The organism is Modestobacter sp. L9-4, from assembly GCF_019112525.1.
Taxonomy (GTDB): Bacteria; Actinomycetota; Actinomycetes; order Mycobacteriales; family Geodermatophilaceae; genus Modestobacter.
Genome location: NZ_CP077800.1, coordinates 3,346,739 through 3,371,604, shown reverse-complemented (window position 1 = coordinate 3,371,604; position 24,866 = coordinate 3,346,739). Strand labels below are relative to the sequence as shown.

Annotated in this window: 23 protein-coding genes and 1 tRNA gene; 11 read left to right on the top strand and 13 right to left on the bottom strand. The window is 70.3% G+C overall.

What is annotated here, in order from left to right; translation table 11 throughout:
* Window positions 1-57: 57 nt before the first annotated feature.
* Window positions 58-1,716 (bottom strand): M48 family metalloprotease, encoded by a 1,659-nt coding sequence (locus KUM42_RS15920; RefSeq protein ID WP_237493503.1) that lies wholly within the window; start codon window positions 1,714-1,716, stop codon window positions 58-60.
* A gap of 192 nt (window positions 1,717-1,908) precedes the next feature.
* Entirely contained in the window at window positions 1,909-3,342 is a 1,434-nt protein-coding gene (locus KUM42_RS15915; RefSeq protein ID WP_237493502.1) for a CCA tRNA nucleotidyltransferase, read from the bottom strand.
* Window positions 3,343-3,394: 52 nt separating this feature from the next.
* Here KUM42_RS15915 and KUM42_RS15910 point away from each other — a divergent pair, with 52 nt between their 5' ends.
* The 3 genes from KUM42_RS15910 to katG are packed head-to-tail and all read left to right on the top strand — an operon-like array spanning window position 3,395 to window position 7,077.
* Window positions 3,395-4,291 (top strand): DNA polymerase beta superfamily protein, encoded by an 897-nt coding sequence (locus KUM42_RS15910; RefSeq protein WP_237493501.1) that lies wholly within the window; start codon window positions 3,395-3,397, stop codon window positions 4,289-4,291.
* A gap of 54 nt (window positions 4,292-4,345) precedes the next feature.
* Window positions 4,346-4,819 carry a Fur family transcriptional regulator gene (locus KUM42_RS15905; protein ID WP_237493500.1) on the top strand — a complete coding sequence of 158 codons (474 nt, stop codon included), beginning with the start codon at window positions 4,346-4,348 and terminating at the stop codon, window positions 4,817-4,819.
* A complete protein-coding gene (katG, locus tag KUM42_RS15900; RefSeq protein ID WP_237493499.1) occupies window positions 4,816-7,077 on the top strand; it encodes a catalase/peroxidase HPI in 2,262 nt (753 codons plus the stop codon). The genes KUM42_RS15905 and katG overlap by 4 nt, the downstream gene beginning before the upstream one ends.
* 64 nt (window positions 7,078-7,141) lie before the next feature.
* Here katG and KUM42_RS20435 read toward each other — a convergent pair whose 3' ends face one another.
* Window positions 7,142-7,291: a hypothetical protein gene (locus KUM42_RS20435; protein ID WP_370629364.1), complete on the bottom strand. Its 150-nt coding sequence runs from the start codon at window positions 7,289-7,291 to the stop codon at window positions 7,142-7,144.
* A gap of 361 nt (window positions 7,292-7,652) precedes the next feature.
* Between KUM42_RS20435 and KUM42_RS15895 the strand changes: the two genes are divergently transcribed.
* Complete coding sequence (locus KUM42_RS15895; protein ID WP_237493498.1) at window positions 7,653-7,979, top strand: hypothetical protein; 327 nt, start codon at window positions 7,653-7,655, stop codon at window positions 7,977-7,979.
* Window positions 7,969-9,072, top strand: coding sequence for an ImmA/IrrE family metallo-endopeptidase (locus tag KUM42_RS15890; RefSeq protein ID WP_237493497.1), 1,104 nt, complete (start codon window positions 7,969-7,971; stop codon window positions 9,070-9,072). The genes KUM42_RS15895 and KUM42_RS15890 overlap by 11 nt, the downstream gene beginning before the upstream one ends.
* Here the strand turns inward: KUM42_RS15890 and KUM42_RS15885 are convergent.
* From KUM42_RS15885 to kdpF, 8 genes are all read right to left on the bottom strand, one after another.
* Window positions 9,053-9,985 carry a hypothetical protein gene (locus tag KUM42_RS15885; protein WP_237493496.1) on the bottom strand — a complete coding sequence of 311 codons (933 nt, stop codon included), beginning with the start codon at window positions 9,983-9,985 and terminating at the stop codon, window positions 9,053-9,055. The two genes, KUM42_RS15890 and KUM42_RS15885, sit on opposite strands and share 20 nt — an antisense overlap.
* A 13-nt stretch (window positions 9,986-9,998) precedes the next feature.
* On the bottom strand, window positions 9,999-10,940 hold the full coding sequence (locus KUM42_RS15880; protein ID WP_237493495.1) for a thymidylate synthase: 942 nt from the start codon (window positions 10,938-10,940) through the stop codon (window positions 9,999-10,001).
* A gap of 141 nt (window positions 10,941-11,081) precedes the next feature.
* A complete protein-coding gene (locus tag KUM42_RS15875) occupies window positions 11,082-11,789 on the bottom strand; it encodes a restriction endonuclease (RefSeq protein WP_255557514.1) in 708 nt (235 codons plus the stop codon).
* A gap of 793 nt (window positions 11,790-12,582) precedes the next feature.
* A tRNA-Ala gene (locus KUM42_RS15870) sits at window positions 12,583-12,655 on the bottom strand.
* Window positions 12,656-12,749: 94 nt separating this feature from the next.
* Complete coding sequence (gene kdpC, locus KUM42_RS15865) at window positions 12,750-13,358, bottom strand: potassium-transporting ATPase subunit KdpC (protein WP_237493494.1); 609 nt, start codon at window positions 13,356-13,358, stop codon at window positions 12,750-12,752.
* Window positions 13,358-15,388, bottom strand: a complete 2,031-nt coding sequence (gene kdpB, locus KUM42_RS15860) for a potassium-transporting ATPase subunit KdpB (protein WP_237493493.1) — start codon at window positions 15,386-15,388, stop codon at window positions 13,358-13,360. The genes kdpC and kdpB overlap by 1 nt, the downstream gene beginning before the upstream one ends.
* Window positions 15,385-17,046 (bottom strand): potassium-transporting ATPase subunit KdpA, encoded by a 1,662-nt coding sequence (gene kdpA / locus KUM42_RS15855; protein WP_237493492.1) that lies wholly within the window; start codon window positions 17,044-17,046, stop codon window positions 15,385-15,387. Before kdpA ends, kdpB begins: the two co-directional genes overlap by 4 nt.
* A complete protein-coding gene (gene kdpF / locus KUM42_RS20430; protein WP_370629363.1) occupies window positions 17,046-17,126 on the bottom strand; it encodes a K(+)-transporting ATPase subunit F in 81 nt (26 codons plus the stop codon). The genes kdpA and kdpF overlap by 1 nt, the downstream gene beginning before the upstream one ends.
* A 306-nt stretch (window positions 17,127-17,432) precedes the next feature.
* Here kdpF and KUM42_RS15850 point away from each other — a divergent pair, with 306 nt between their 5' ends.
* Both KUM42_RS15850 and KUM42_RS15845 read left to right on the top strand, forming a co-directional pair.
* Window positions 17,433-18,068 carry a DedA family protein gene (locus KUM42_RS15850; protein WP_237493491.1) on the top strand — a complete coding sequence of 212 codons (636 nt, stop codon included), beginning with the start codon at window positions 17,433-17,435 and terminating at the stop codon, window positions 18,066-18,068.
* A gap of 86 nt (window positions 18,069-18,154) precedes the next feature.
* Window positions 18,155-20,101 carry an amino acid transporter gene (locus tag KUM42_RS15845; RefSeq protein WP_237493490.1) on the top strand — a complete coding sequence of 649 codons (1,947 nt, stop codon included), beginning with the start codon at window positions 18,155-18,157 and terminating at the stop codon, window positions 20,099-20,101.
* Between the two features lie 18 nt (window positions 20,102-20,119).
* Here the strand turns inward: KUM42_RS15845 and KUM42_RS15840 are convergent, their stop codons facing one another.
* Both KUM42_RS15840 and KUM42_RS15835 read right to left on the bottom strand, forming a co-directional pair.
* Window positions 20,120-20,542 (bottom strand): VOC family protein, encoded by a 423-nt coding sequence (locus KUM42_RS15840; RefSeq protein ID WP_237493489.1) that lies wholly within the window; start codon window positions 20,540-20,542, stop codon window positions 20,120-20,122.
* Between the two features lie 10 nt (window positions 20,543-20,552).
* Window positions 20,553-20,984 carry a helix-turn-helix domain-containing protein gene (locus KUM42_RS15835; RefSeq protein ID WP_237493488.1) on the bottom strand — a complete coding sequence of 144 codons (432 nt, stop codon included), beginning with the start codon at window positions 20,982-20,984 and terminating at the stop codon, window positions 20,553-20,555.
* Between the two features lie 231 nt (window positions 20,985-21,215).
* Here KUM42_RS15835 and KUM42_RS15830 point away from each other — a divergent pair, with 231 nt between their 5' ends.
* From KUM42_RS15830 to KUM42_RS15820, 4 genes are read left to right on the top strand one after another with little or no spacing between them, the layout of a single operon-like run.
* On the top strand, window positions 21,216-21,503 hold the full coding sequence (locus tag KUM42_RS15830; RefSeq protein ID WP_237493487.1) for a hypothetical protein: 288 nt from the start codon (window positions 21,216-21,218) through the stop codon (window positions 21,501-21,503).
* Window positions 21,500-21,631: a hypothetical protein gene (locus KUM42_RS20190; protein ID WP_255557513.1), complete on the top strand. Its 132-nt coding sequence runs from the start codon at window positions 21,500-21,502 to the stop codon at window positions 21,629-21,631. Before KUM42_RS15830 ends, KUM42_RS20190 begins: the two co-directional genes overlap by 4 nt.
* A gap of 57 nt (window positions 21,632-21,688) precedes the next feature.
* Window positions 21,689-24,193, top strand: a complete 2,505-nt coding sequence (locus KUM42_RS15825; RefSeq protein WP_237493486.1) for an ATP-binding protein — start codon at window positions 21,689-21,691, stop codon at window positions 24,191-24,193.
* The gene (locus KUM42_RS15820; RefSeq protein WP_237493485.1) at window positions 24,190-24,864 is read left to right on the top strand and encodes a response regulator; all 675 of its coding nucleotides are present in this window, start codon (window positions 24,190-24,192) and stop codon (window positions 24,862-24,864) included. Before KUM42_RS15825 ends, KUM42_RS15820 begins: the two co-directional genes overlap by 4 nt.
* Window positions 24,865-24,866 lie beyond the last annotated feature (2 nt).

The window sequence follows — 24,866 nt, the reverse complement described above, 5'->3', positions numbered from 1 at the left end:
CGCGCCGGCCTCACGCAGTGCACGGGCCGGTCCTCCGTACGCGGACGACCGGCCCGGTCAGGCGGCGAGTGCCATGACGAGCCAGGCCGCGCCGCCGACAGCCGCGATCAGCACCGAGGCGGCGTAGGCGACGACCCACTGGAACCCGCGCACGCGCTCCCCCACGGCCGGCACCATCTCCCGCAGCTCGAGCACCGGCGCCGGGCTGCGCCGGTACCAGCCGCGGACGACGACGTCGGTGTCCAGCAGCTCCGGCACCCGCAGCAGGCCGAAGAGGCTGCGGGCGAAGGGCCAGGGCTGCAGGTAGAGCACCGGCACGAAGCCGGACTCGTCCTGGACGACGAGGTCGGGGCTCAGCACGTAGCCGGGGGTCCCGCGGCCGATGACCCGCCCGCGCACCTCGACGGGCAGGCCGGTGACCGGGCTGGCGTCGAGCCGGGTGAGCAGCTCGGTGACCCGGGCGACCGGCCGGCTGGGTGCGAGCGGGCGGCTGAAGGCAGTGCGCACGAACAGCGCGACCCCGCCGACGGTGGCGGCCTGCGCGAGCAGCAGCCAGTGGTGCGATCCCCAGCCGACAGCACCGACGAGCAGCGCGATCAGCGGCAGGTACCGCACCGGCAGCTCGAGGAAGAAGCGGCGCCGCGCGCGGGTGACCTCCGGGCCGACGCAGGACTGCGCGACCTCGTGGGCGCTCCACCGCGTCGGGGCGCCGGGCAGGCCGCTGTCCTCCAGGGCGGCGATGCGTCGCACGATCAGCGGGTGGGTGCTGAACAGCTGGGTCCAGCGCGCCCACGGGTTGCAGGTGTCCCAGCGCAGCGCGCCGATCACCTCGCGCGGGTCCAGCCCACGCTCGCGGGCGGCCAGGACGGTGGCGCCCTGTGCCTGGTCGGCGATGCCGAGGACGCCGACCGACCGCATCCGCTGGTGCCGACGGTCCTCCTTGGCCAGGACCTTCTGCCGCTCCTTGTCCTTGCCCTCCTTGGCCTCGTGCGCGGCGGACGCGCGCTGGGCGTCGACCTGGCCCATGCCGTAGCCGATGGCGACCAGCGCCGAGCAGAGCGCGTCGCCGTCCCCGGTGACCGAGCAGCTGTAGTGGTCGGCACCCAGCTCGCGGGCGCGGCTGAGGGAGAGCACGACCAGCTGGGAGAACAGATAGCCGACGTAGCTGACCACTGCGGGGATGGCCGTGTTCGCGTTGTTGCTGCCGCGCAGCGACAGGTAGACGAAGTACAGGACGATCGGCACGGTGCCGGCGACCGCCATGGCCAGGACGTCGTTGTGCTTGACGTGCCCGACCTCGTGGCTGACGACGGCGTCCAGCTCGCGCTCGTCGAGGCGCTCGAGCAGGCCACGGGTGACGTAGATGCGGGCGTTGCCGCGGGTGTGGCCGAACGTGAAGGCGTTGGGCGTCCCGTCGTCGACGATGCCCAGCCGCACCGGCTTCAGCCCGGCCTCCGCGCACCGCCGGGCGACGATCTCCCCGACCTCGTGCCGGGTGTCGTAGCGGTCGCCGACCCACTCGATCCGCTGCGCCGGGATGAGCCACTGCACGAGGTAGGGCGCCAGCGCGTACTGCCCCGCGACGACCAGGACGGCGACCAGGATCGGCACCCAGACCGGGACGCCGAGGCTGATGAGCACTGCGCCACCGGCGGCCAGCAGTGCGGCGAGCAGGCCGAGTGAGAGCGCGGAACGGCGGAGCACGTAGCCGGTCATGGAGTTGTCTTCCCGAGCGTCGACGACAGAACGCAGTGCTGGTCCCCCGCGGCCCGCAGCATGATCACGCGTCGCGCTGGCCCAGATGCTGGCGCGTGCGGACTCCGTGCGCAATCGATCTGCGTGCCGACACCCGGACGTGTACGACCATCGGCCCAGGCCGGTGTGTCCCTCGGCGCACGGGCCGGGGTCCTACGGCCGTCGGCCCTCGGCGAGGAGCCGGCCGAGGCGCCCGTCGGCCTCGGCCCGGGCCAGCCAGGCGACCGCGCCGTCCCGGTCGATGAACTCACCGTCGTCCTGGGCGGTGAGGGCGGCGCGCATGACGGGGGCGAAGTGCGGACCCGGCCGGATGCCGAGGGCGATGAGGTCGCTCCCGCGCAGCAGGAGCCCGCCCGCTCGCTCGTCCACCCCCGCGGACCCGGCCACCTCCAGCCAGGACGTCGTCGGGTTGGGCCCGGAGCCGGTGCCGCGGCCGGCGTGGTCGGCGCCACAGACGAGCGACCACTCCGCGATCGAGGCCGGCTCGAGGCGGCGGGCGAGCCGGCGCACCGCGGCGGAGCTGGGCCGGCCACCCGTGGTGATGGCCGTCATGTGCTCCCGCACGATCGGGGTGATCCGGGCGACCAGCGCGGACGGCGCACCGATCGACGCCAGCAGCTCCTCGACCGGCGCGACCCCGCCCTCGGCGTGACCGTGCGAGGTGATCCGCCCGTCCGCCCGGTGCTGCGTGTACCGGGCCTTGCCCAGGTCGTGCAGCAGCGCACCGAGGACGACGACGGCGCGGTCGTCGCCGGTGAGCCCGGCCTCGTCCGCCAGCGCCGCCGCCGCGTCGCCCGCGAGCCCCGAGTGCACCAGCGCGTCCCCCTCCGGGTGCCAGCGCGGGTCCTGCAGCACGCCGTCCAACCGGGCCAGCTGCGGGACCGACGCCAGCCAGCCCGACTCCCGCAGGGCGGCCAGCGCGGCGCTGAGGAACCGCCCCTTCTCGGCGAGCTTGCGCCACTCACCCCAGACCCGCTCCCGGGGCAGGTCGGCGTACGCCGGCGCCAGGCTCCGGCACAGCTCAGCGGTCTCCGGCGCGAGCCGGAAACCGAAACGCGCCGCGAACTGGACGCCGCGCAGCACCCGCAGCGGGTCGTCGGAAAAGGCCGGGCCGGTGTGCCGCAGGACGCCGTCCCGCAGGTCGGCGAGGCCGCCGACGAGGTCGACGACCTCCTCGGTCGAGGGGTCGAACACCAGCGCGTTGACCGTGTAGTCACGGCGGCGGACCGCATCGTCCAGCGACATGGCGGGGTCGGCCACGCGCGCGCCGTCGACCAGCGCCTGCGGTACGGAGACGTCGAGGTCCTCGCCGTCCCGGCGGACCTTCAGCACCCCGAAGGACCGGCCTACGGCGTCGACCCGGCCGACCGGCGCGAGTGCCGCGGCCACCCGGTCGAGCTCCAGCCCGAACACCTCGACGTCGACGTCCGCGGGACGGCGACCGGGGAACAGGACGGCGTCCCGGACGCACCCACCGACGAGGTAGGGCCGCCCACCGGCGGACCGCACCGCCTCCAGGACCGCCGCCGCGGCACCGCCGAGCTGCACGAGCCCCGCGGCCGGACGCCGCACCTCGCCGTCCGTCACCCCCTCAGTATCTGCTGGCCGCAGCCGCCGTCGCGGTGAGAACCTGGCGCCCATGACGGCCGAGCCCACGCACACCCAGGTGCCGGTCGTGTTCGGGGACCGGTCGCTGCCGGCCGGGTTCGACCACCCGCACGCCTCGGAGGAGGCCCGGCGCATCGCCGAGCAGGGGACGATCCTGCGGGTCCAGGTCGGGTCCGGCGTGCACGGGACGTCGGTCTCCGGCCAGGACGACCGCGACGAGATGGGCATCTGCCTCGAGCCGCCCGAGCACGTCACCGGGGTCGCCCGGGTGCCGGCCGGCACGCGCGCGGGGTCCGCGATGGTCGAGTTCGAGCAGTACCAGCGCCACACGGTCTGGGACTCCCCCGGCGGCCTGGCCAACCGCTCCGGCGCCGGCGACCTGGACGTCGTCGTCTACTCGGCGCGCAAGTGGGCGCGACTGGCGCTGGCCGGCAACCCGACGGTCCTGCTGCTCCTGTTCGTGCCCGACGCCGAGGTCGTCCACCGCGACGAGGCCGGCGTGGAGCTGGTGGAGAACGCGCACCGGTTCGTCTCCCTGCTGGCCGCCGACCGGTTCCTCGGCTACCTGGCGTCCCAGCGCGGCGCGATGACCGGTGAGGTCGGGGCGCACACCAACCGGCCCGAGCTGGTGGCCGTGCACGGCTACGACACCAAGTACGCCATGCACGCGCTGCGGCTGGGGGTGCAGGGCGTCGAACTGCTGAGCACCGGGCGGATCACCCTGCCGGTGCCCGAGCCGGAGCGCGCGTACCTGCGGTCGGTCCGCCGTGGCGAGGTCCCGCTCGCCGAGGTCGTGGCCGCCGTCGACGATGCCGAGCAGCAGCTCATCGCGCTGCGCGCCAGCTCCACGATCCCCGACGAGCCCGACCGCGCCTGGGTCGACGGCTGGCTGTACCGCAGCTACCTGCGGCACTGGTCCCGGGGCTGAGTCCGCTCGGCCTTCCTTGACCGGTTCCAGTGAGTGGGACACAGTTCCCCTCACATGGCAGCTGCCGAGCACCTCGAACGCGACCTCCGGGCCGCCGGTCTCCGGGTCACCCGACCGCGTCTCGCCGTCCTGGACGCCGTCCACGCCCATCCGCACCTGGACACCGAGGCGCTCATCGGCGCCGCGCGCACCCGCCTGGACGCGGTGTCCCACCAGGCCGTCTACGACGTGCTGCGCGTGCTCACCGACACCGGCCTGCTGCGGCGCATCCAGCCGCAGGGGTCGGTCGCCCGGTACGAGGCACGGGTCGGCGACAACCACCACCACCTGGTCTGCCGGTCCTGCGGCGTCATCACCGACGTCGACTGCGCCACCGGCGAAGCGCCCTGCCTGACGCCGTCCGCCGACGCTCCGCCCGGCTTCGTCGTCGACGAGGCCGAGGTCGTCTTCTGGGGCCGGTGCAGCTCCTGCGCCACCGCACCGGCTGCCCCCTCCCCCACCCCTCCCGCAGAGAAGAGCGCTCCGTGACCGAGTACGACAAGTCCCAGGTCGACGTCGACGACTACGACAAGACCGAGGTCGCCAAGGCCGAGTCGGCGAGCACCAGTGAGAGCGAGAACCCGGCGATCAAGGCGCCGCAGCAGGTGACCAGCGGTCGCCCGCGCAGCACCCGCGACTGGTGGCCCAACCAGGTCGACGTCCAGGTGCTGAACGAGACCTCCGCGGACTCCGACCCGCTGGGCGGGGACTTCGACTACAAGACCGCGGTGGCCACGCTGGACGTCGAGGCGGTCAAGCGCGACCTCGTGCAGGTCATGCGGACGTCGCAGGACTGGTGGCCGTCGGACTGGGGCCACTACGGCCCGCTGTTCATCCGCATGTCCTGGCACGCCGCGGGCACCTACCGCATCGCCGATGGCCGTGGCGGCGGTGGCGAGGGCGGGCAGCGCTTCGCCCCGCTGAACAGCTGGCCGGACAACGCCAACCTGGACAAGGCCCGCCGGCTGCTGCTCCCGGTGAAGCAGAAGTACGGCCGCAACCTCTCCTGGGCCGACCTGCTGGTGCTCGCCGGCAACGTCGCGCACGACGACATGGGCCTGCCGACGTTCGGCTTCGCCTTCGGCCGGGCCGACACCTGGCAGCCCGGTGAGGTCTTCTGGGGCCCGGAGGACACCTGGCTCGGCGACGAGCGCTACGCCGACGAGGCCCCGCTCAACCTGGAGGACGGCCACCTGGCCGCCGTCACCATGGGCCTGATCTACGTCAACCCGGAAGGCCCGCAGGGCAAGCCGGACCCGGTCGGTTCCGCGCACGACATCCGCGTCACGTTCAGCCGGATGGGCATGAACGACGAAGAGACCGTCGCGCTGATCGCCGGTGGCCACACCTTCGGCAAGACGCACGGTGCGGGAAACCCGGAGCTGATCGGCCCGGAGCCCGAGGGCTGCCCGGTGCACGGCAACGGCCTGGGCTGGATCAGCCAGCACGGCACCGGCAAGGGCGCCGACACGATCACCAGTGGCCTCGAGGGTGCGTGGACCCCGACGCCGACGACGTGGGACAACACCTACTTCGAGATGATGTTCAGCTACGACTGGGAGCTCACCGAGAGCCCGGCCGGTGCGAAGCAGTGGAAGCCGAAGAACCCCGAGGCGCAGGAGCTCGTGCCCGACGCGCACATCGAGGGCAAGAGGAACGCCCCGATCATGCTGACCAGCGACCTCGCCCTGATGGCCGACCCCAGCTTCCACGAGATCTCCGAGCGGTTCTACAACGACCCGGAGTACTTCGCCGACGCCTACGCCCGCGCGTGGTTCAAGCTGCTGCACCGCGACATGGGCCCGAAGAGCCGCTACGTCGGCCCGGACGTGCCGGCCGAGGAGCTCATCTGGCAGGACCCGACCCCGGCCGTCGACCACGAGCTCGTGGGCGAGGCGGAGATCGCCGACCTGAAGGCGCGCCTGCTCGCCTCGGGCCTCACCGTGTCGCAGCTGGTGCACACGAGCTGGTCGGCGGCGGCGTCGTACCGCGGCACCGACAAGCGCGGTGGCGCCAACGGCGCGCGCATCCGCCTGGAGCCGCAGATCAACTGGGCGGCCAACCAGGGCGTCGCCGACGTGCTGCCGGTGCTGGAGCAGGTCAAGAGCGCGTTCGAGCAGGAGACCGGCAAGAAGGTCTCGCTGGCCGACCTGATCGTGCTCGGTGGCACCGCGGCGGTGGAGAAGGCCGCGGCCGACGCCGGCGTGCAGCTCACCGTGCCGTTCCACGCGGGTCGCACGGACGCCAGCCAGGAGCAGACGGACGTCGACAACTTCCGCTGGCTCGAGCCGAAGGCCGACGGCTTTCGCAGCTACCTCAAGCCGGGCGCCAAGCTCCAGCCGGAGACGCTGCTCATCGACCGCGCGTACATGCTCGAGCTGACCGCGCGCGAGATGGTCGTGCTGATCGGCGGCCTGCGGGTCCTCGGGGCCAACACCGCCGGCGTGCAGCACGGCGTGTTCACCGACCGGCCGGGCGTCCTGTCGCAGGACTTCTTCCGGAACCTGCTGGACCTGGGCGTCCAGTGGCGGACGTCGGTCTCGGACGAGGACGTCTACGAGGGCCTCGACGCTGACGGCAACATCATCCGGACGGCGACCGCGAACGACCTGGTGCTCAACTCCAACTCCATCCTGCGCGGCATCGTCGAGGTCTACTCGAGCGACGACATGCAGGAGAAGTTCGCCCGGGACTTCGCCGCCGCCTGGGTGAAGGTCATGGAGCTGGACCGCTTCGACCTGCGCTGATCCACCCCGCGACGCCCCGGTCCGCCTTGTGCGGACCGGGGCGTCGTCGTGTTGAGGCGTCCGGTCAAAACGCCCGGACCAGGCCCTTCCGATGGGCAATAGCCACCGGTGAGGATGAGTTGCGAGCGCCCAGCTTCATCGTGGCCCGGTGTATGTAGGTCCGGATAGTCAGCTGGTTCACGAACAGCCGCTCGACGATCCCTTGGTTGGACAGCCCGTCCCAAGCCAGCCAGCTTTCGCTCGCGGTCAGTCAGCGTCGCGAGAAGTCCGCAGGGCCACGGCCGCCGATATCCTCAGCGCTAGCGCACAGCCGATCCACCGGCGCGCGGCTGGCGACGGCAAGAACGCCCCCTCACCCCCCAAGGGTCCGCACGCCGGCGAGCGGCCCAGCGGGGCGTCCTCACCCTACGGGCTTGGGCACTACGCACAGCGCCCACCACAGCCAAGGCCGCCGCACAGCAGTCCTGATGACGTGGATTCGAGCACGCTGGCCGCAGACTGAACATCTGACAGTCGACGCAGATCCGGGTAGCCTGTGTCCACCCACAATGCAGAGGATCGCGAGGGAGCGCTACTTGCAGCTCGCCTTCGCAACCAAAAAACTACGCCATCTCTGTACCGACCCAGAGGCTGCTGAGCGGTCCCTCGGATCGACTGCCGCGGACAATTTGATTGACCGACTAGCCGATATACGCGCGGCCGAGTCGCTGACGGATTTGCTCGACATTTCCAGCGATATTCAAGACGGTGAACTAATTGTCTACATCGAGCTGACCGCCAAGGTCCAACTCATCCTGTACGCCAACCATCCCGGCGCGACTTGGCTGGTTGGTCAACCTGTAGACTACGAGGCAGTTTGGCGACTTCGACTGCACGAGATCGAGGTGCAAGGTGAGCGTTGACAATTCGGAATTCATTCCTCGCTGGGCATCACCGCCCGGACGTTCCATGCGGTCCGCGATGGAGCGACAGCAGTTGACGCTCTCGAGTCTTGCGAACAGCATGCACCTTGACCTTGAGACGGTCAGCCAACTCGTCGAAAGTCGCGCTCCCATAACCACGGAAATCGCCCACAAACTGTCCCAATCCCTTGGCTCTTCGCCGAGGTTTTGGTTAAGACGATCAGAGCAGTACTACGAGGATCGCCGGCGACTTGACGCCGATCGCTGGGCGCAGGCTGCACCGCCTGATTTGGCATCTTCTTTAGGCTGGATACAACGGACCGACAACTGGCTTGACCGGATCGACGTCCTGCTTGAATTTTTTGGCGTCCCCGATCTAGAGTCCTGGAAGGCCACCTACGAACCAGCCCTGCAGCAGACTCAGTTTCGCACCACGAGCGCCACGCCGACCAGTGAGATCGCCGTAGCGGCATGGCTTCGTCGAGCCCAGTTGCAGACCAGATCGCTTACTTTGGCGCCTTACAACCACACCCTGTTTGCTGGCGCTATCCCGGCAATCCGTCGACTCACCTGGCTCAAAGATCCCGCCGTGTTTCTCCCGCGTTTGAGAGATTTGTGCGCGGAAGCGGGAGTGGCGGTAGCACTAGTGAAAGCGCCTTCTGGCTGTCCAGCAAGTGGCGCTACATACCGTACAATCGAACATGAGCCAATGATTGTACTGAGTGCTCGATATCTTACAGACGATCACTTATGGTTCACGTTTTTTCACGAGGCCGCCCACGTCTTGCTTCATGGCCATGAAGCAGTACACGTTGACAGCCTAGAACCAGAGCAGATAGGCCACACCACGGACCGGCTAGAGCTTGAGGCGAACAAATGGGCCGCCGATAAGATAATTTCCGATGAGTTAATCGGCTCGCAGGTCAGGCCACCCACCAGCTACAGGCAGCTCCAGCTACTGGCCCGCCAGTCAGGCATAGCCCCAGGTCTTATAGTGGGGCACTTCCAACATGCGGGCGCGTTGAGCTACGCGCAGTTGAACAAGGCGAAGCGACGCTATCGCTGGCGCGGTCCTAGCCTCGAAACGATTTGAAGGCGCTTGGACTCTTCTGCCAATTACAGATAGCATCCTCAAGCACGTCGTAGCCCACTGAGAGCGATCCCTGCAACCGCTCTAACGCCAACTCAAGGTCGGCGAGTTCGGCCTTCAAATCGGCATTCCCCTTGAAGAGAAGACGGGCCCCCGCTGCGGGACCAGTGGCATCTTTCAGGTGAGCGTGCGACGGTGGGCAGTCAATAAGCCCTACCTTATTCGCCATCATGACATAGTCGAAGCAAGCAGTACGACCGAATCGCTTGACTTCGCGAAGGGAACCGGAGAGCCCCTCGAACGTCAGGGCTCCACCATGCTTGTTTGCGATATCCGCCAGTTTGTCGACATGTCCAACCGGTCCGACCCAGTCGACGTACGACTCAAAGACCGCGCCTGTACCCTTGTCCGACCAACCGTCGAGACTCTCATACTTCCTGTGATTGCCGAATCCGCCAGGCATGTTACTGGCGCGAATGGCGTCCTTGTTTTCTTGTAGCCACACACGAAACGCTGACACGTCTGCCGTGGTCCGCCGCCAACTCCAAGATTCTCCTTGATCTAGGGCACCGTAGACGGCTCGCGCGTACCCAAAACCCGATCGCCGGTTCTTGCCAAAGTGTGTATAGAGGAAGATCATCCAGAACGCTTCGTCGAGTTCATCACGCCGAGCAAGGATGATCGCAGCTCTAACGGGGTCAAATAGGCCGGATGAAGGATCCAGCGGCCGGTCAGACAGCTCGACCGACCGAAGGTGGTCGACGTACCGGTTCCGTCGTTGGCTATCGATCAACTGAAGGACGAGCGATTGGTGGGACCCTGCGGTACCTAGTCCTGGCAGCGCCCCGTACTGATCTTCATGGCCTTGAAGCGCTGCCAAGAGACGGGTGGCCTCATCCATGTCCGCCTGCTTCATTACACCTTCCCAACTACGGTTGTTGTCTCAGGACAGTTAACCGATCAATTCTGGCCCGAAGGTACGTCCAATAGGCGTCGGTGCTGAACTGATCACGGAGCGCTTCTAGCCCGTCCACACTATCGCGCACAGCGTAGGCCTGGAGCAGAAGGGCAAGATCCTTCCAATACGGCAGGTCGTCTAGGCTCGGCGACAGGGCGGCGCCTGACCGTGCTGCCCGTTCGGCCAACAACAATTCTTTGATTGCTGGCCACGGATCCCCTCCGGGCATCGCCGGCATTACCCCCAGGGTGTCATGGAAGCCCTCTTGCAAGAACAACTTGGCTCGCCCCAGATCTTTGGCGTAGAGATGCAGGCTTCCCACCATATGCGTGTAGGTTCCAACTTCGATACCCAATGACCTAGCTACAATTTCTTGGATCATGGTGAACGCAAATACATCATGCGGAAAGCCCATGAAGAGGTCGTTCGATCTCATGAATACGATCATCTGCAATCGCTCTTCGCGCACGAGAAACTGAATTGTGCATGTGCAGGGTACATCCAAGTAGCCCTGAGAGAGGTCTGCGCTCTCGAACACTTGCGCGACCGCTTTGCGGGATGCTCGATTTGCCCGCAGTCCACTGACGATGTTGTGTATCTGAGCTTGCCTATCGGATCCGAACAGACGAGGGCCGTAACCCCCGTGAATTCGGCCATCCGCCTCCGCGTACTTGCTGTAGTCAGAAATGTAATGAGTGATGAAGGAGGCATCATTTGAACCCGATAGGTACCATGCAAGCTCACCCAAGGGGCTAAACGCTAGGCCGCGCACCGACGAACGGCTGAGACGAGCCCTGGGGTTAGTGAGGCGGAATGTGCAACCATAGAGTTCTAGAGTCGCCCCTTTGCTAGGTCGCGTTGCCTCTCCTGCGGCGATGACCGCCTCGAGGCTGTCGTTGAGTAAGTCGTCCACGCTCGGACCTTCAAACGAGAACAGCATCGAGTCTAGGCTGCTTTCCGTCAGACCCCGTCCCAGGGACGAAGGTGGCTGTTGAATACAAGCATCTGCTCTGCAGTAGTGCGGAGACGGTGGGGCTCACCGAGCATCGCAGCATTACCGTTGGCGTTCGCCGTTATTCTCCCTGAACTTTGCCTCAGACACTGTCAGGCGCTGCTCACCATCATCAAGAAGCTCACCTACAATCTTGGCAAGTTCGAGGGTTGTAGCTGCTGGGATGGCAGAGTAGCCCATACCCATGCGCCCAGGTTTGATCGGAAGCCGGCCGCGGAAAGCCTCGTTCATCGATGCCTCGATTGACTCGAGGAGGCTGGCCAAGGAGTACCCGACCATCATCACCTCTTGCCGCAAGCCCGTAGCAATACGGTGCTCTTTGGGTAGGTCCCAGTAGCGCCTGCGGCAGTCGTCAACACGGTCCTCCATTCGACGAAGTTCGGCCAGACCAACTTGATGACTTGCGCTGCGCTTGAGGTCAGAGAGGGAAGCCAACTGGATGTTGGTCAGCTCGGCGGCCTCGAGAGCGCCCCGCTGGAATCCGCTTTCGGACAGCAGGATGCCACGATCAGCCCCCAGGTCAACGGCTATTTGTCGCAATCCGAGCACGTGCAACTTGGTCACGGGAGTTCGCCATAATTTGCACTCAACCACCCACAACATGTCGAACCCAAACTGACTCGATCGCACAAGTACGTCAACGTCGTGAGTGGTGCGCGCCCCCGCAATCGTTTCCTGGACGTCAGCCTCCATGCCCAAGCTACGGAAAAAACTCGCGGCCTCCTCCTCGTACTGTTTCCACTCGCGCATATTCTCCAGTCCTTGTGGTCGACCTCCGCGGCGGGTGGTGTTGCTACGGATGGCAGGTCCTTCGCGTCTCGTTCGATCTGGTGACAGCGGCTATTATTGCTCTCGCCTCACAAGGCTGCCGACGTAAGCGACAGTCGCGCGTCAAGGCGCCTCCCCGAGCCGTTCGCGCGAGTTGGGGCCCTCTCCGCCAAGCGCCCGCCGTCATCGCCCCCGCCCGCGACGGCTCCCCCACCGCAGGGACTTCGCCACGAATGCATCGGTCGTTTACGTCACCTGCCGGTCGGTCCGGCCCGCCGTTGCAACATGACTTCAGCCCGGTCACGTGCGGGAGATGGACGCTTGGCGCTCACCAGCCGTTCCGTCGCCGTGTCAACGAGGTCTGGTTCCTCGATTGGGACGGGAGCGATCCCCCGACGCTGGACTACGCGACCCGCTAGGTAGCTGCGACCGAGACCACCTCGAGCTCAGTTGCCGGGCAAGTGTTGGGAGAACCGGCTACAACAACTGTGTAGAGCTCCCCGCCGTCAGGAGGGGCCGGGCAGCTCCGGCTAAGCGACGGCCAGTACGCCACCGTAGGACGGCCGCTAGGGGTCAACACGCAGCCGCAGATTGCGACGAACTGCTCGGCCGCAGCTCAATGCCCAGACCCTGAATCACAACAGTGCCGAGATGTAGGCCCTCGCCCTTCCGGCCGGGCAGAGGATGGGCCCTGCTACTCGCAAGTGAAGGTAGGCGATCTGCAACCAGAGACGAGTCAGGCCGCCCTCCGAATGGAGAACGGCCTGATCAAGAGTGGAGCTGAGGGGACTCGAACCCCTGACCCCCACACTGCCAGTGTGGTGCGCTACCAGCTGCGCCACAGCCCCTTGCGACTCGGTCTGGTGTGTCCGAGCCGTGGAGAACAGTACAACAGGGTGAACGGCGCCCGACGGAGGGGGTCCCCCGCCGGGCGCCGTGTCGTCAGCCCGCGGTGCCGAACCGCTCGTCCAGGGCCAGGTTGAGCTCCAGCACGTTGACGTACGGCGCACCGATGAAGCCCAGGTCCCGGCCGTGCGTGGCCCCGTCCACCAGCGCCGAGACGTCCCCAGCAGCAGCCCCACGGGCAGCAGCCACCCGGGTCACCTGCAGCGCCGCGTAGGCCGGTGAGATGCCCGGGTCCAGCCCGGACGCCGACGCCGTCACCGCGTCCGCCGGCACGTCGGCCGGCATCACGCCGTTGAAGGCCGCCACCTGCGACTGCCGCTCGGTGATCGCGTCGACCAGGTCGGCCGAGTTCGGCCCCAGGTTCGACCCACCCGACGCCGCGCCGTCGTAGTCCGACGCCGAGGGCCGGGACTGGAAGTACTGCGGCAGCGCGTCCCCGGAGGCGGACACGAACGCCTGGCCGATCAACGACGACCCGACCACGGTGCCGTCGCGGGTCACGAGCGACCCGTCGGCGCCGCCGGGGCGGATGACCTGGGCGATGCCGAGCATGACCAGCGGGTAGACCAGCCCCAGCACCACGGTGGCGAGGAGGACGGCACGGACGGCGGCCACCAACTGGCGGCCAGAACGCAGAGTGGGCATCACGCGATCCCGGGGATCAGAGAGACGAGCAGGTCGATGAGCTTGATCCCGACGAACGGCAGCACCACGCCGCCGACGCCGTAGACCAGCAGGTTGCGGCGCAACATCGCCGACGCCGAGGTCGCCCGGTACTTCACGCCGCGCAGCGCCAGCGGCACCAGCGCCACGATGATCAGCGCGTTGAAGACGACCGCCGACAGGATCGCCGACTCCGGCGAGGCCAGCCGCATCACGTTGAGCGTGTCCAGCCCCGGGAAGACCCCGGCGAACATGGCGGGCAGGATCGCGAAGTACTTGGCCAGGTCGTTGGCGATGGAGAACGTGGTCAGCGACCCGCGGGTGATGAGCAGCTGCTTGCCGATCTCCACGATCTCGATCAGCTTCGTCGGGTCGGAGTCGAGGTCGACCATGTTGCCGGCCTCCTTCGCCGCCGACGTCCCGGTGTTCATGGCCACCCCGACGTCGGCCTGGGCCAGCGCCGGTGCGTCGTTCGTGCCGTCACCGGTCATCGCGACCAGCCGGCCGCCGTCCTGCTCCTTGACGATCAGCGCCAGCTTGTCCTCCGGCGTCGCCTCGGCCAGGACGTCGTCGATGCCGGCCTCCGCCGCAATCGCCCGCGCCGTCCGCTCGTTGTCGCCGGTGATCATCACGGTGCGGATGCCCATCCGGCGGAGCTCGTCGAAGCGCTCCTTCATGCCGGGCTTCACCACGTCCTTGAGGTGGATGACGCCCAGCACGCGGGCCGTGCCCCCAGAGGCGCTGGCGAGCAGCAGCGGCGTCCCGCCCGAGGCGGCGATGCGATCGACCACGGCGGCGACGTCCGGCGGGACGGCGCCGTCGAGCGAGCGCACCCAGTTCTGCACCGCACCGGCCGCGCCCTTGCGCAGCTGCCGGCCGTCGGGCAGGTCGACGCCGCTCATCCGGGTCTGCGCGGTGAACGGCACGAACTCGGCCCCACCGGTGTCCCGCTCCCCCAGCCCGGCCAGCCCCACGATGCTGCGGCCCTCGGGCGTCTCGTCGGACAGTGAGGCCAGCTGCGCCGCCTCGGTGACCTCGGCCAGCGACGCGTCGCCGACCGGGACGAACTCCGCCGCCTGCCGGTTGCCGAGGGTGATCGTGCCGGTCTTGTCCAGCAGCAGGGTGTTCACGTCACCGGCCGCCTCGACTGCGCGGCCGCTCATCGCCAGCACGTTGCGCTGCACGAGCCGGTCCATGCCGGCGATGCCGATCGCCGACAGCAGCGCACCGATCGTGGTCGGGATCAGGCAGACCACCAGCGCGATCAGCACGGTCATCGACTGCTCGGCACCGGAGTAGATGGCCAGCGGCTGCAGCGTCACCACGGCCAGCAGGAACACGATCGTCAGCGAGCTGAGCAGGATGTTCAGCGCGATCTCGTTCGGCGTCCGCTGCCGGGACGCCCCCTCGACCAGCGCGATCATCCGGTCGACGAACGTCTCCCCCGGCTTGCTGGTGATCTGGACGACGATCCGGTCGCTCAGCACCGTCGTCCCGCCGGTCACCGCCGAGCGGTCACCGCCGGACTCGCGGATCACCGGCGCGGACTCCCCGGTGATCGCCGACTCGTCGACGCTGGCGATGCCCTCGACGACGTCGCCGTCCCCGGGCACGACCTGCCCGGCCACGACCACGACGCGCATCCCGGGCTTCAGGTCCGGGGCGGGCACCTCGGTACCGTCCTCGAGGACGGCGACGGTGCTGGTGCGGGCGTTGCGCAGGCTCGCCGCCTGCGCCTTGCCGCGGCCCTCGGCGACGGCCTCGGCGATGTTGGCGAACAGCACGGTCAGCCACAGCCAGGCCGCGATCAGCCAGCCGAACAGCGACGGGTCGGTGATCGCCAGCACGGTGGAGAACACCGAGCCGACCCACACCACGAACACGACGGGCTGGCGCACCAGGCCGCGCGGGTCGAGCTTGCGCACCGCCCCGACCAGGGCGGGGCCCCACTCGATGCTGGCCCGTTGCTGCGGGCGCGACTCGACGGGAGGTCGTTCGAGCGTCGCGGTCATGACAGTCCTTCTGCGATGGGTCCGAGGGAGAGAACGGGGAAGTACGTGAGCCCGACGACGACCAGGACAACGGCGGACAGCAGCCCGACGAACAGCACCTGGTGGGTGGGCAGGGTCCCGGCGGTGGCCGGCGTCCGGCCCTGCTGGGCGAGCCGGCCGGCCAGCGCGAGCACCAGCACGATCGGGATGAACCGGCCGAAGGCCATCGCCAACCCGAGGGCGGTGTTGTAGAACGGCGTGTTCGCGCTCAGCCCGGCGAACGCCGAGCCGTTGTTGTTGCCGGCCGAGGTGAACGCGTAGAGCACCTCGCTCAGGCCGTGCGGGCCGTCGTTGAGCATCGAGCTGCGGCCGGCGTCGGTGGCCATGGCGACCGCGGTGCCGATCAGCACGATCGCCGGGGTGGTGAGCACGTAGAGGGAGGCCAGGGTCATCTCCCGGCGTCCGAGCTTCTTGCCCAGGTACTCCGGGGTGCGTCCGACCATCAGCCCGGCGACGAAGACGGCGATGACGGCGAGCACGAGCATCCCGTAGAGGCCCGAGCCGACACCGCCGGGCGCGACCTCGCCCAGCATCATGTTGAACATCGTCAGCAGCCCGCCGGCCGGCGTGTAGCTGTCGTGCAGCGAGTTGACCGCGCCGGTCGAGGTGAGCGTGGTCGCCGTCCCGAACAGTGCCGACAGGGGTCCGCCGAAGCGCACCTCCTGGCCCTCGGTCGCCGCCCCCGCCAGCTGCAGTGCAGCACCGCCGGCGCGGGCCTGCGCCCAGCTGTTCAGCGCCAGCGACGCCGAGGCCAGCGTGGCCATGACGGCGACGATCGCCAGACCCTGCCGCTTGTCCCCCACCATCCGGCCGAACGTGCGCGGCAGGGAGAAGGGGATGACCAGCATGAGGAAGACCTCGAACAGCGACGTCCAGGCGCTGGGGCCCTCGAAGGGGTGCGCGGAGTTGGCGTTGTAGAAGCCGCCGCCGTTGGTGCCCAGCTGCTTGATCGCCTCCTGGGAGGCCACCGGCCCGCCGGGGATGAACTGGCTCGCACCCGACAGCGTGGTCGCGTCGGTGCCGGCCGAGAGGTTCTGCACCAGGCCGCCGAGCACCAGCACGATCGCCGCCAGCACCGACAGCGGCAGCAGGATGCGGGTGACCGCGCGGGTCAGGTCGACCCAGAAGTTGCCCAGCCGGTCGGTGCGGGTGCGGGCGAACCCGCGCACCAGCGCCACCGCCACGGCCAGACCCACCGCGGCCGAGACGAAGTTCTGCACCGCGAGGCCGGCCATCTGGACCAGGTGGCCCATCGTCGACTCACCCGAGTAGCCCTGCCAGTTCGTGTTGGTCACGAAGCTGACCGCGGTGTTCCACGCCGAGCCGGACTCGACCGGCGCCATGTCGTTGCTCCACGGCAGCACCGACTGCAGCCGCTGGAGCAGGTAGAGGAAGAGCACCGACACCAGCGAGAACGCCAGCACGCTGCGCAGGTAGGTGGGCCAGCGCTGCTCGGTGTCGGCGTCCACGCCGACCGCCCGGTAGACCACCTTCTCCACCCGGCCGTGCCGCGGGCTGGTGAACACCTTCGCCATCCAGTCGCCCAGCGGCCGGTGGACGACGACCAGCGCCACCACCAGCAGGAGGACCTGCAGCCAGCCGGCTGCGGTGGCGCTCATCAGAACCGCTCCGGGAACAGCAGCGACGCGAGCAGGTAGAGCACCAGCGCCGCCGCGACCGCGAGTCCGACCCAGGTCACAGCTTCTCCACCCCGCGCACAGCCAGCGCCAGCAGCCCGAAGACCGCCAGCGTGAGGAGCACGTAGACCACGTCGGTCACGTCGTGAGCACCTTCATCCGCATCAGCGCGGACGACCCGTCGTCGTCCACCTCGCAGCCGGCGACGCTAGGAGCGCTCGAGCGCCCTGCACCCGGTCTTGACGGTTCCCTGACGCGGGCGGACGGCGTCCTTGACGCCGCCCTGACGCCGGACGCCGACCGTGTGCCCCCGCTCACAGGACCGGCAGGGCCTGGTTCGCCGGCCGTGATCGGGGAAGGGTCGGGGCATGCTCCGCGCTGTCCTGGACCACGTCGGCGACTGGCCGGCCGTCGTGGTGCTCGGCGTCGCGGCCGTCGTGCTGGCGGTGGAGAGCAGCCTGCTGGTCGGGCTGCTGATGCCCGGGACGACGACGCTGGTGGTGCTCGGGCTGTGGTCCGCCGCCTCCGGCTGGCACCCGGCGGTGCCCATCGCGGTGGCCGCCACGGCCAGCGTCAGTGGGGCGCTGACCGGCTGGCGCCGGGGCCACGGCCGGCGGGCTCTCGACCCGGGCTCGCACCGCCGGCTGCGCGCCCGGGTCGAGCCCGTGGTGCGCACCGCCCGCAGCTGGCTGACCCACCAGGGCCCCGTGGGCGCGGCGGCCGTGATGGCCGGGTCGCACTGGGTCGCGGTCACCCGCACCCTCACCCCCCGGGTCGCCGGTGGGGCGGGGGTGCCGCTGCGGCTGGCCGGTCCGGTGATCGTGGTCAGCGGCACGGCCTGGGCCACCACCGTCATCCTGCTGGCCCGGGTCCTCGGGGAGCGGGTGGCGACCGGAGCGGGCTGGGTCGCGGCCGTCGTCGTCGGCGTCCTGTTCGTCGTGGTCCTCGTGCGATCGGTCAGGCGGCACCACCACACCCACGCGGAGACCTTGACGGGATCTTGACGCGGTCCTCCCCTGCCGGCACCCGTCGGGCCCCTAGCGTCGGTGAGCGGTGCCCGGAGCAGCCGGGCCGCTGACGAGGAGCAGGCGTGGCCACCGCGACACAGGACAGCCGCCGACCGGTGCGCGACTGGCTGCTGGACGACGCCGCCCAGCGCGGCGCCGAGCACCCCGGCCCGCACACCGCTCCCGCGCACGACGCTCACCGCCGGCCGTGGTGGAAGGTCATGTGCCTCACCGGCGTCGACTACTTCTCCACCCTCGGCTACCAGCCGGGCATCGCCGCGCTCGCCGCCGGCGTCATCTCCCCGCTGGCCACCCTGGTGCTGGTCGCGCTGACCCTGCTCGGCGCGCTGCCGGTGTACCGCCGGGTCGCCCGGGAGAGCCCGCGCGGCGAGGGCTCGATCGCCATGCTCGAGCGGCTGCTGCCGTTCTGGCGCGGCAAGCTCTTCGTGCTGGTGCTGCTCGGCTTCGCCGCCACCGACTTCCTGATCACCATGACGCTGTCGGCGGCCGACGCCACCGCGCACATCGCGGAGAACCCGGCGCTGCCGGAGTCCACCGGCGACCACCGGGTGCTGATCACCCTGTTCCTGCTCGCCCTGCTGGGCGCGGTGTTCCTGCGCGGGTTCAGCGAGGCGATCGGCGTCGCGGTGTGGCTGGTGGCGGTCTACCTGGTGCTCAACCTCGTCGTCGTCGGGGTCGGGCTGTGGCACGTGGCCACCACCGACGGCGTGATCGGCGACTGGACCACCGCGCTCACCACCCAGCACAGCAACCCGCTGATGGCGGTCGGCGTCGCGCTGATCGTCTTCCCGCGGCTGGCGCTGGGGCTGTCGGGCTTCGAGACCGGCGTCGCGGTCATGCCGCTGGTGCAGGGCGACCCCGACGACACCGAGGCCCGCCCCACCGGGCGCATCCGCGGCACCAAGAAGATGCTGACCACCGCCGCGCTGATCATGAGCGGCTACCTGGTGACCACCAGCTTCATCACCACGCTGCTGATCCCGCAGGAGGAGTTCCAGCCCGGCGGCGAGGCCAACGGCCGCGCACTGGCCTACCTCGCCCACGAGTACCTGGGCAGCGCCTTCGGCACGGTCTACGACGTCTCGACCATCTGCATCCTGTGGTTCGCCGGCGCCTCGGCGATGGCCGGGATGCTCAACCTCATCCCCCGCTACCTGCCCCGCTACGGCATGGCGCCGCGCTGGGCCCGGGCCACCCGGCCGATGGTGCTGGTGCTCACCGCCATCGCCTTCGTGGTCACCTGGCTCTTCGACGCCGACGTCGACGCCCAGGGCGGCGCCTACGCCACCGGCGTGCTGGTGCTCATCACCTCGGCGTCCGTCGCCGTCACCCTGGCCGCCCGCCGGGCCGGGGAGCGCAACAAGACGATCGGCTTCGCCGTGATCGCGGCGATCTTCGCGTACACGACCGTCGCCAACGTGATCGAGCGGCCCGACGGCCTGAAGATCGGCGGCCTGTTCATCGCCGGCATCATCGCCGTCTCCGTCGCCTCCCGGCTCTCGCGCTCCTTCGAGCTGCGGGTGACCGACGTGGAGTTCGACGAGAAGGCGCAGCTGTTCCTGCGCGACTGCTCACGGCGCAAGCTGCGGCTCATCGCCAACGAGCCCGGCCTCGGCGACGAGGACGAGTACCGCAGCAAGCTCGTGGCCACCACCAAGGAGCACGACCTGCCCGACGGCGACGTCGTGTTCGTCGAGGTCGAGGTCACCGACCCCTCGGACTTCGAGGGCGCGCTGTCGGTGCACGGGCACGTCGTGCACGGCCAGTACCGGGTGCTGCGGGTGCAGAGCTCCTCGGTGCCCAACGCGCTGGCCGCGCTGCTGCTGGAGGCCCGCGACCTCACCGGGGTCAAGCCGCACATCTACTTCGAGTGGACCGAGGGCAACCCGTTCGCCAACTTCGCCCGCTTCCTGCTGCTGGGCGCCGGCGAGGTCGCCCCGGTCACCCGCGAGGTGCTGCGCGAGGCCGAGCCCGACCGCACCCGCCGTCCGCACGTGCACGTCGGCTAGGTGCGGCCGGGCCGTCCGTCAGGACGACGGCGGCGGCGTCATCTGGGCGACCCGGACGGAGTTGCCGAACGGGTCGCGCAGGCCGAAGTCGATGCCGTAGGGCTGCACGACCGGCTCCTCGGGGACGTCCACGCCGCGCTCCTTCAGCTCGGCGTGGGTCTTGTGGGCGTCGTCGGTGGTGAAGAACAGGTTCCCGCCGCCGGCGCCCTTGGAGACGACGTCGCGCACCTGCTCGGCGACCTCGGGGCTGACCGAGGGCGGCGCGGGCAGCTCCAGCAGGACGGCGTGGCCGGGGTCGGTGGGCAGCGCGACGGTCAGGAAGCGCATCGGCCCGAGCTGCTGGTCGGTCTGGACCTCGAAGCCGAGCTTCCCGACGTAGAAGTCGAGGGCCTCGTCCTGGTCGAGCACGTACAGGCTGGTGATCGAGATGGTGTTCAGCATGCCGACGACGCTAGGGCCGCACGGCCCCCGTCGGCTTCTCCGGAACTGCGGTCTCCGCCGGCCGCAGCCAGCGCATGCCGAAGCAGCTGGGCACCGGGGCCAGCGGGCCGCGGCGGCGGTACACGCTCGGCGGCTCCCCCACGACCGCGGCGAACACCCGGCTGAAGGTGCCCAGGCTGGAGAACCCGACGGCCATGCAGATGTCGGTGACGGACTCCTCGCTGCTCCGCAGCAGCACCATCGCCCGCTCGACGCGGCGGCGCTGCAGGTAGCGGTGCGGGGTCTCCCCGAACGTCGCCTTGAACGTGCGGATGAAGTGGGCCTCCGAGACGCAGGCGATCGCGGCCAGCGCGGCGGTGTCGAGCGGCTCGGCGTAGCTGCGGTCCATCGCGTCGCGGGCGCGCAGCATCCGCCGGTTGGAGTCCTCGCTCGCCCGGCTCACCGCCGGATCATGACAGCCCTCCCGGCCGCAGCTCGTGCTCCGCTCACCGTGGCGAGCAGGCCACGAGCTGCGGCGGACACTCCCCCGCCGCCAGTCGTGCTCTGCTGCCGTCCTGGCAGCAGAGCACGACTGCCGCGCACCCCGTACGTGGGGCGTCAAGGACGGCGCCGGGTGCGTCAGGACCGCGTCAAGGCCCTGGGCCCGCCCCGCCGGCGGGGCGACGCTGAGCAGGTGACCACGACCGCCGCCCGCCCGCTCCCCCGCACGTCCACCCTCGCCGCCTGCCCGGTCGTGGTGGGTGTCTGCCGCGCCACCTGGCCGGCCCGCTGGCGGCGCGACCAGCCGCGCCCGCTGCACCACGCGGTCGAGGTGCACCGCTGCGCCGAGGAGCTGGACGGCGAGCCGGAGCTGGCGCTGTGCGGCGCGTTCGTGGCGGTCACCGGGCTGGCCTGGACGACGGCCGACACCGACCGCTGCCCCGCGTGCGACGCGCTGGTCCGCGAGGTGGCGGAGGCGTGACGGCCGGCGTGCTGGAGCTGACCGGCTTCCTGCTCACCGGCTGGGCCCTGGCCCACGGCATCGAGTGGGTGTACCGGGCGAACGAGCCCCGGCAGCAGCAGGACCCCAGCTCGTCCGGGTGGTCTTGACGCGTTCCTGACGCCCGGCGCCACCACCTCCGCGCCGGACGCGACGATCATGGGGGCATGGCCCGCGGCACCCTGCGCATCTACCTGGGCGCCGCCCCCGGCGTCGGGAAGACCTTCGCCGCCCTCGGTGAGGCCGCCCGCCGGCGGGACCGCGGCGAGGACGTCGTCATCGGGCTGGTGGAGACCCACGGCCGGCCGCGCACGCTCGCGCAGGTGCAGGGCCTGGAGGTCGTCCCTCGCGCGGAGGTGACCCACCGCGGCGTCACCCTGACCGAGCTGGACGTCGACGGCGTGCGGGCGCGCCGCCCGGACCTGGTATTCATCGACGAGCTGGCGCACACCAACGCCCCCGGCTCACGCAACGCCAAGCGCTGGCAGGACGTCGAGGAGCTGCTCGCCGCCGGCATCAGCGTGCTGAGCACCGTCAACGTGCAGCACCTGGAGAGCCTGACCGACGTCGTCGCGCAGATCACCGGCGTCGTCCAGCAGGAGACCGTGCCCGACGAGGTGGTGCGCCGGGCCGACCAGGTCGAGCTGGTGGACATGTCGCCGGAGTCGCTGCGGCGGCGGATGGCGCACGGCAACGTCTACCCGGCCGAGCGGGTGGACGCCGCCATGGGCAACTACTTCCGGGTCGGCAACCTCACCGCGCTGCGGGAGCTGGCGCTGCTGTGGCTGGCCGACCGGGTCGACGAGGGGCTGCGGCGCTACCGCAGCGAGCACGACATCGACCACGTCTGGGAGGCCCGCGAGCGGGTCGTCGTGGCGCTGACCGGGGGGCCCGAGGGCGAGACGCTGATCCGCCGCGCCGCCCGGGTCGCCCGTCGCTCGGGCACCGGCGCGCTGTTCGCCGTCCACGTCCTGAGCTCCGACGGCCTTGCCGGTGCCTCCCCCGAGTCGCTGCAGGCCCAGCGGGCGCTGGTCGAGAGCCTCGGCGGCAGCTACCACCAGGTGGTCGGCGACCACGTGGCGGCGACGCTGCTCGACTTCGCCCGCGGCGTCGACGCCACCCAGCTCGTCGTCGGCACCAGCCGGCGCTCCCGCTGGGCGCGCGCACTGCGCGGCGGGATCGGCGGTGAGGTGATCGCCGCCTCCGGTGAGATCGACGTGCACATCGTCACCCACTCCGCCGCCGGCTCCCGCGGCTGGCGGCTGCCACCGCTGACCGGCGCGCTCACCGCCCGCCGCCGCTGGGCCGGTGCCGTGCTGGCGCTGGCCGGCGTCCCGGCGGTGACCGCCCTCTGCCTCGCCGCCGGGTCCGCCATCTCACTGGCCAGCGTGCTGCTGGTCTTCCTGCTGCTCGTCGTCACCGTCGCGCTGGTCGGCGGGCTGCTGCCGGCGGTGCTGGCCGCGGTCGTCGGCGGGCTGGCCGAGAACTGGTTCTTCACCCAGCCCACGCACCGGTTCACCATCGGCCGGCTCGACGACATCGTGGCGCTGGCCGGCTACCTGGTCGTGGCGGTCGCGGTGGCCACCGTCGTCGACCGCTCGGCCCGGCGGGCCACCGCCGCGGCCCGCGCCGCCGCCGAGACGGCGCTGCTGGCCTCGCTCTCCCGCTCGGTGCTCGCCGGTGACCGGGCGCTGCCCGCGCTGCTGGAGCAGGTGCGCGAGGCGTTCGGGCTGCGCTCGGTGACCATGGTCGAGCAGACCGCCGACGGCGACCGCACCGTGGGCGCCTGCGGCGCCCCGGACGGCGAGCAGCCCGAGGAGATCGAGGTGACCGACGCCCTCACCCTGCAGCTGTGCGGGCGCACCCTGCCCGCCAGCGAGCGGCGGGTGCTGGTGGCCTTCGCCGAGCAGGCCGCCGTCGCGCTGCAGCAGGGACGGCTGGCCGCGCAGGCCGCCGAGGTCGACCGGCTGGCGGCCGGCAACAGCATGCGCACCGCGCTGCTCGCCGCGGTCAGCCACGACCTCCGCACCCCGCTGGCCGGTATCAAGGCCGCCTCCTCCGCGCTGCGCTCGACCGACCTGGCGCTCACCGACGACGACCGCACCGAGCTGATCGCCACCGTCGACGAGTCCGCCGACCGGCTCACCGGCCTGGTCGACAACCTGCTGGACATGAGCCGGCTGCAGTCCGGCGCCCTCACCCCGGTCAGCGCCCCGGCCGACCTCACCTCGGTGGTGCACGCCGCACTGTCCTGGCTGGACGAGGAGCAGCGCGCCCGGGTGCGGGTCACCGCACCCGACGACGTCCCGCCCGCGCTGGCCGACCCCGGCCTGCTCGAGCGGGTGGTCGCCAACCTCGCCGACAACGCCACCCGGCACGCGGCCCGCGGCCCGGTCGACGTGCGCACGGGCGCGGCCGCCGGCCGGGTCGAGGTGCGCGTCGTCGACCGCGGACCCGGCGTGCGCCCGGCCGACCGCGAGCGGGTGTTCGCCCCCTTCCAGCGGCTCGGCGACGCCCCGGCCGGTCAGGGTGTGGGGCTCGGCCTGGCGGTGGCGCGCGGGCTCACCGAGGCCATGGGCGGGACGCTGACCGCTGAGGACACCCCCGGCGGCGGGCTCACCATGGTCGTCTCCCTCGCCCTGGCCGAGGCGCCGGTGGCGGTGCCGTCGTGAGCCGGGTGCTCGTCGTCGACGACGACGTCCAGCTGCTGCGTGCGCTGCGGATCAGCCTGCGGGCGGCCGGGCACGAGGTGGTCACCGCCCCCGACGGCACCACCGCGCTCAAGGAGGCGGCCGCCGCCCATCCCGACGTCATCGTGCTCGACCTGGGCCTGCCCGACCTCGACGGCACCGAGGTGCTGGCCGGCCTGCGGCCGTGGTTCACCGGGCCGGTGCTGGTGCTCTCGGCGCGGGCCGACAGCCAGGACAAGGTGTCCGCGCTCGACGCCGGCGCCGACGACTACGTCACCAAGCCCTTCGACATGGCCGAGCTGCTGGCCCGGCTGCGGGCCGCGGTGCGCCGCGGTGCGGCCGAGCCCGGGCAGGCCGAGGTGGTCACCGACCACTTCACCGTCGACCTGGCGGCGAAGCAGGTGCGAGTGGACGGCGTCCAGGTGCGGCTCACGCCCACGGAGTGGGCGCTGCTGTCGGAGCTGGTGCGCTCACCGGGCCGGCTGGTCGGGCAGAAGCAGCTGCTGCAGTCGGTCTGGGGCCCGGCCTACGAGCGGGAGACCAACTACCTGCGCGTCTACCTGGCCCAGCTGCGCCGCAAGCTCGAACCCGACCCGGCGCACCCGCGCTACCTGCACACCGAACCCGGCATGGGCTACCGCTTCACGCCCTGAGC

Bases quoted from the DNA above. Each gene is read 5' to 3' on its own strand.
- KUM42_RS15910 (WP_237493501.1), top strand. From the start codon at position 3,395: ATGACGGCCGAGCCCACGCACACCCAGGTGCCGGTCGTGTTCGGGGAC.
- KUM42_RS15920 (WP_237493503.1), bottom strand. From the start codon at position 1,716: ATGACCGGCTACGTGCTCCGCCGTTCCGCGCTCTCACTCGGCCTGCTC.
- KUM42_RS15840 (WP_237493489.1), bottom strand. From the start codon at position 20,542: ATGCTGAACACCATCTCGATCACCAGCCTGTACGTGCTCGACCAGGAC.
- kdpA (WP_237493492.1), bottom strand. From the start codon at position 17,046: ATGAGCGCCACCGCAGCCGGCTGGCTGCAGGTCCTCCTGCTGGTGGTG.
- kdpC (WP_237493494.1), bottom strand. From the start codon at position 13,358: ATGCCCACTCTGCGTTCTGGCCGCCAGTTGGTGGCCGCCGTCCGTGCC.
- KUM42_RS15875 (WP_255557514.1), bottom strand. From the start codon at position 11,789: ATGCGCGAGTGGAAACAGTACGAGGAGGAGGCCGCGAGTTTTTTCCGT.
- kdpB (WP_237493493.1), bottom strand. From the start codon at position 15,388: ATGACCGCGACGCTCGAACGACCTCCCGTCGAGTCGCGCCCGCAGCAA.
- KUM42_RS15825 (WP_237493486.1), top strand. From the start codon at position 21,689: ATGGCCCGCGGCACCCTGCGCATCTACCTGGGCGCCGCCCCCGGCGTC.
- KUM42_RS15885 (WP_237493496.1), bottom strand. From the start codon at position 9,985: ATGAAGCAGGCGGACATGGATGAGGCCACCCGTCTCTTGGCAGCGCTT.
- KUM42_RS15850 (WP_237493491.1), top strand. From the start codon at position 17,433: ATGCTCCGCGCTGTCCTGGACCACGTCGGCGACTGGCCGGCCGTCGTG.
- KUM42_RS15905 (WP_237493500.1), top strand. From the start codon at position 4,346: ATGGCAGCTGCCGAGCACCTCGAACGCGACCTCCGGGCCGCCGGTCTC.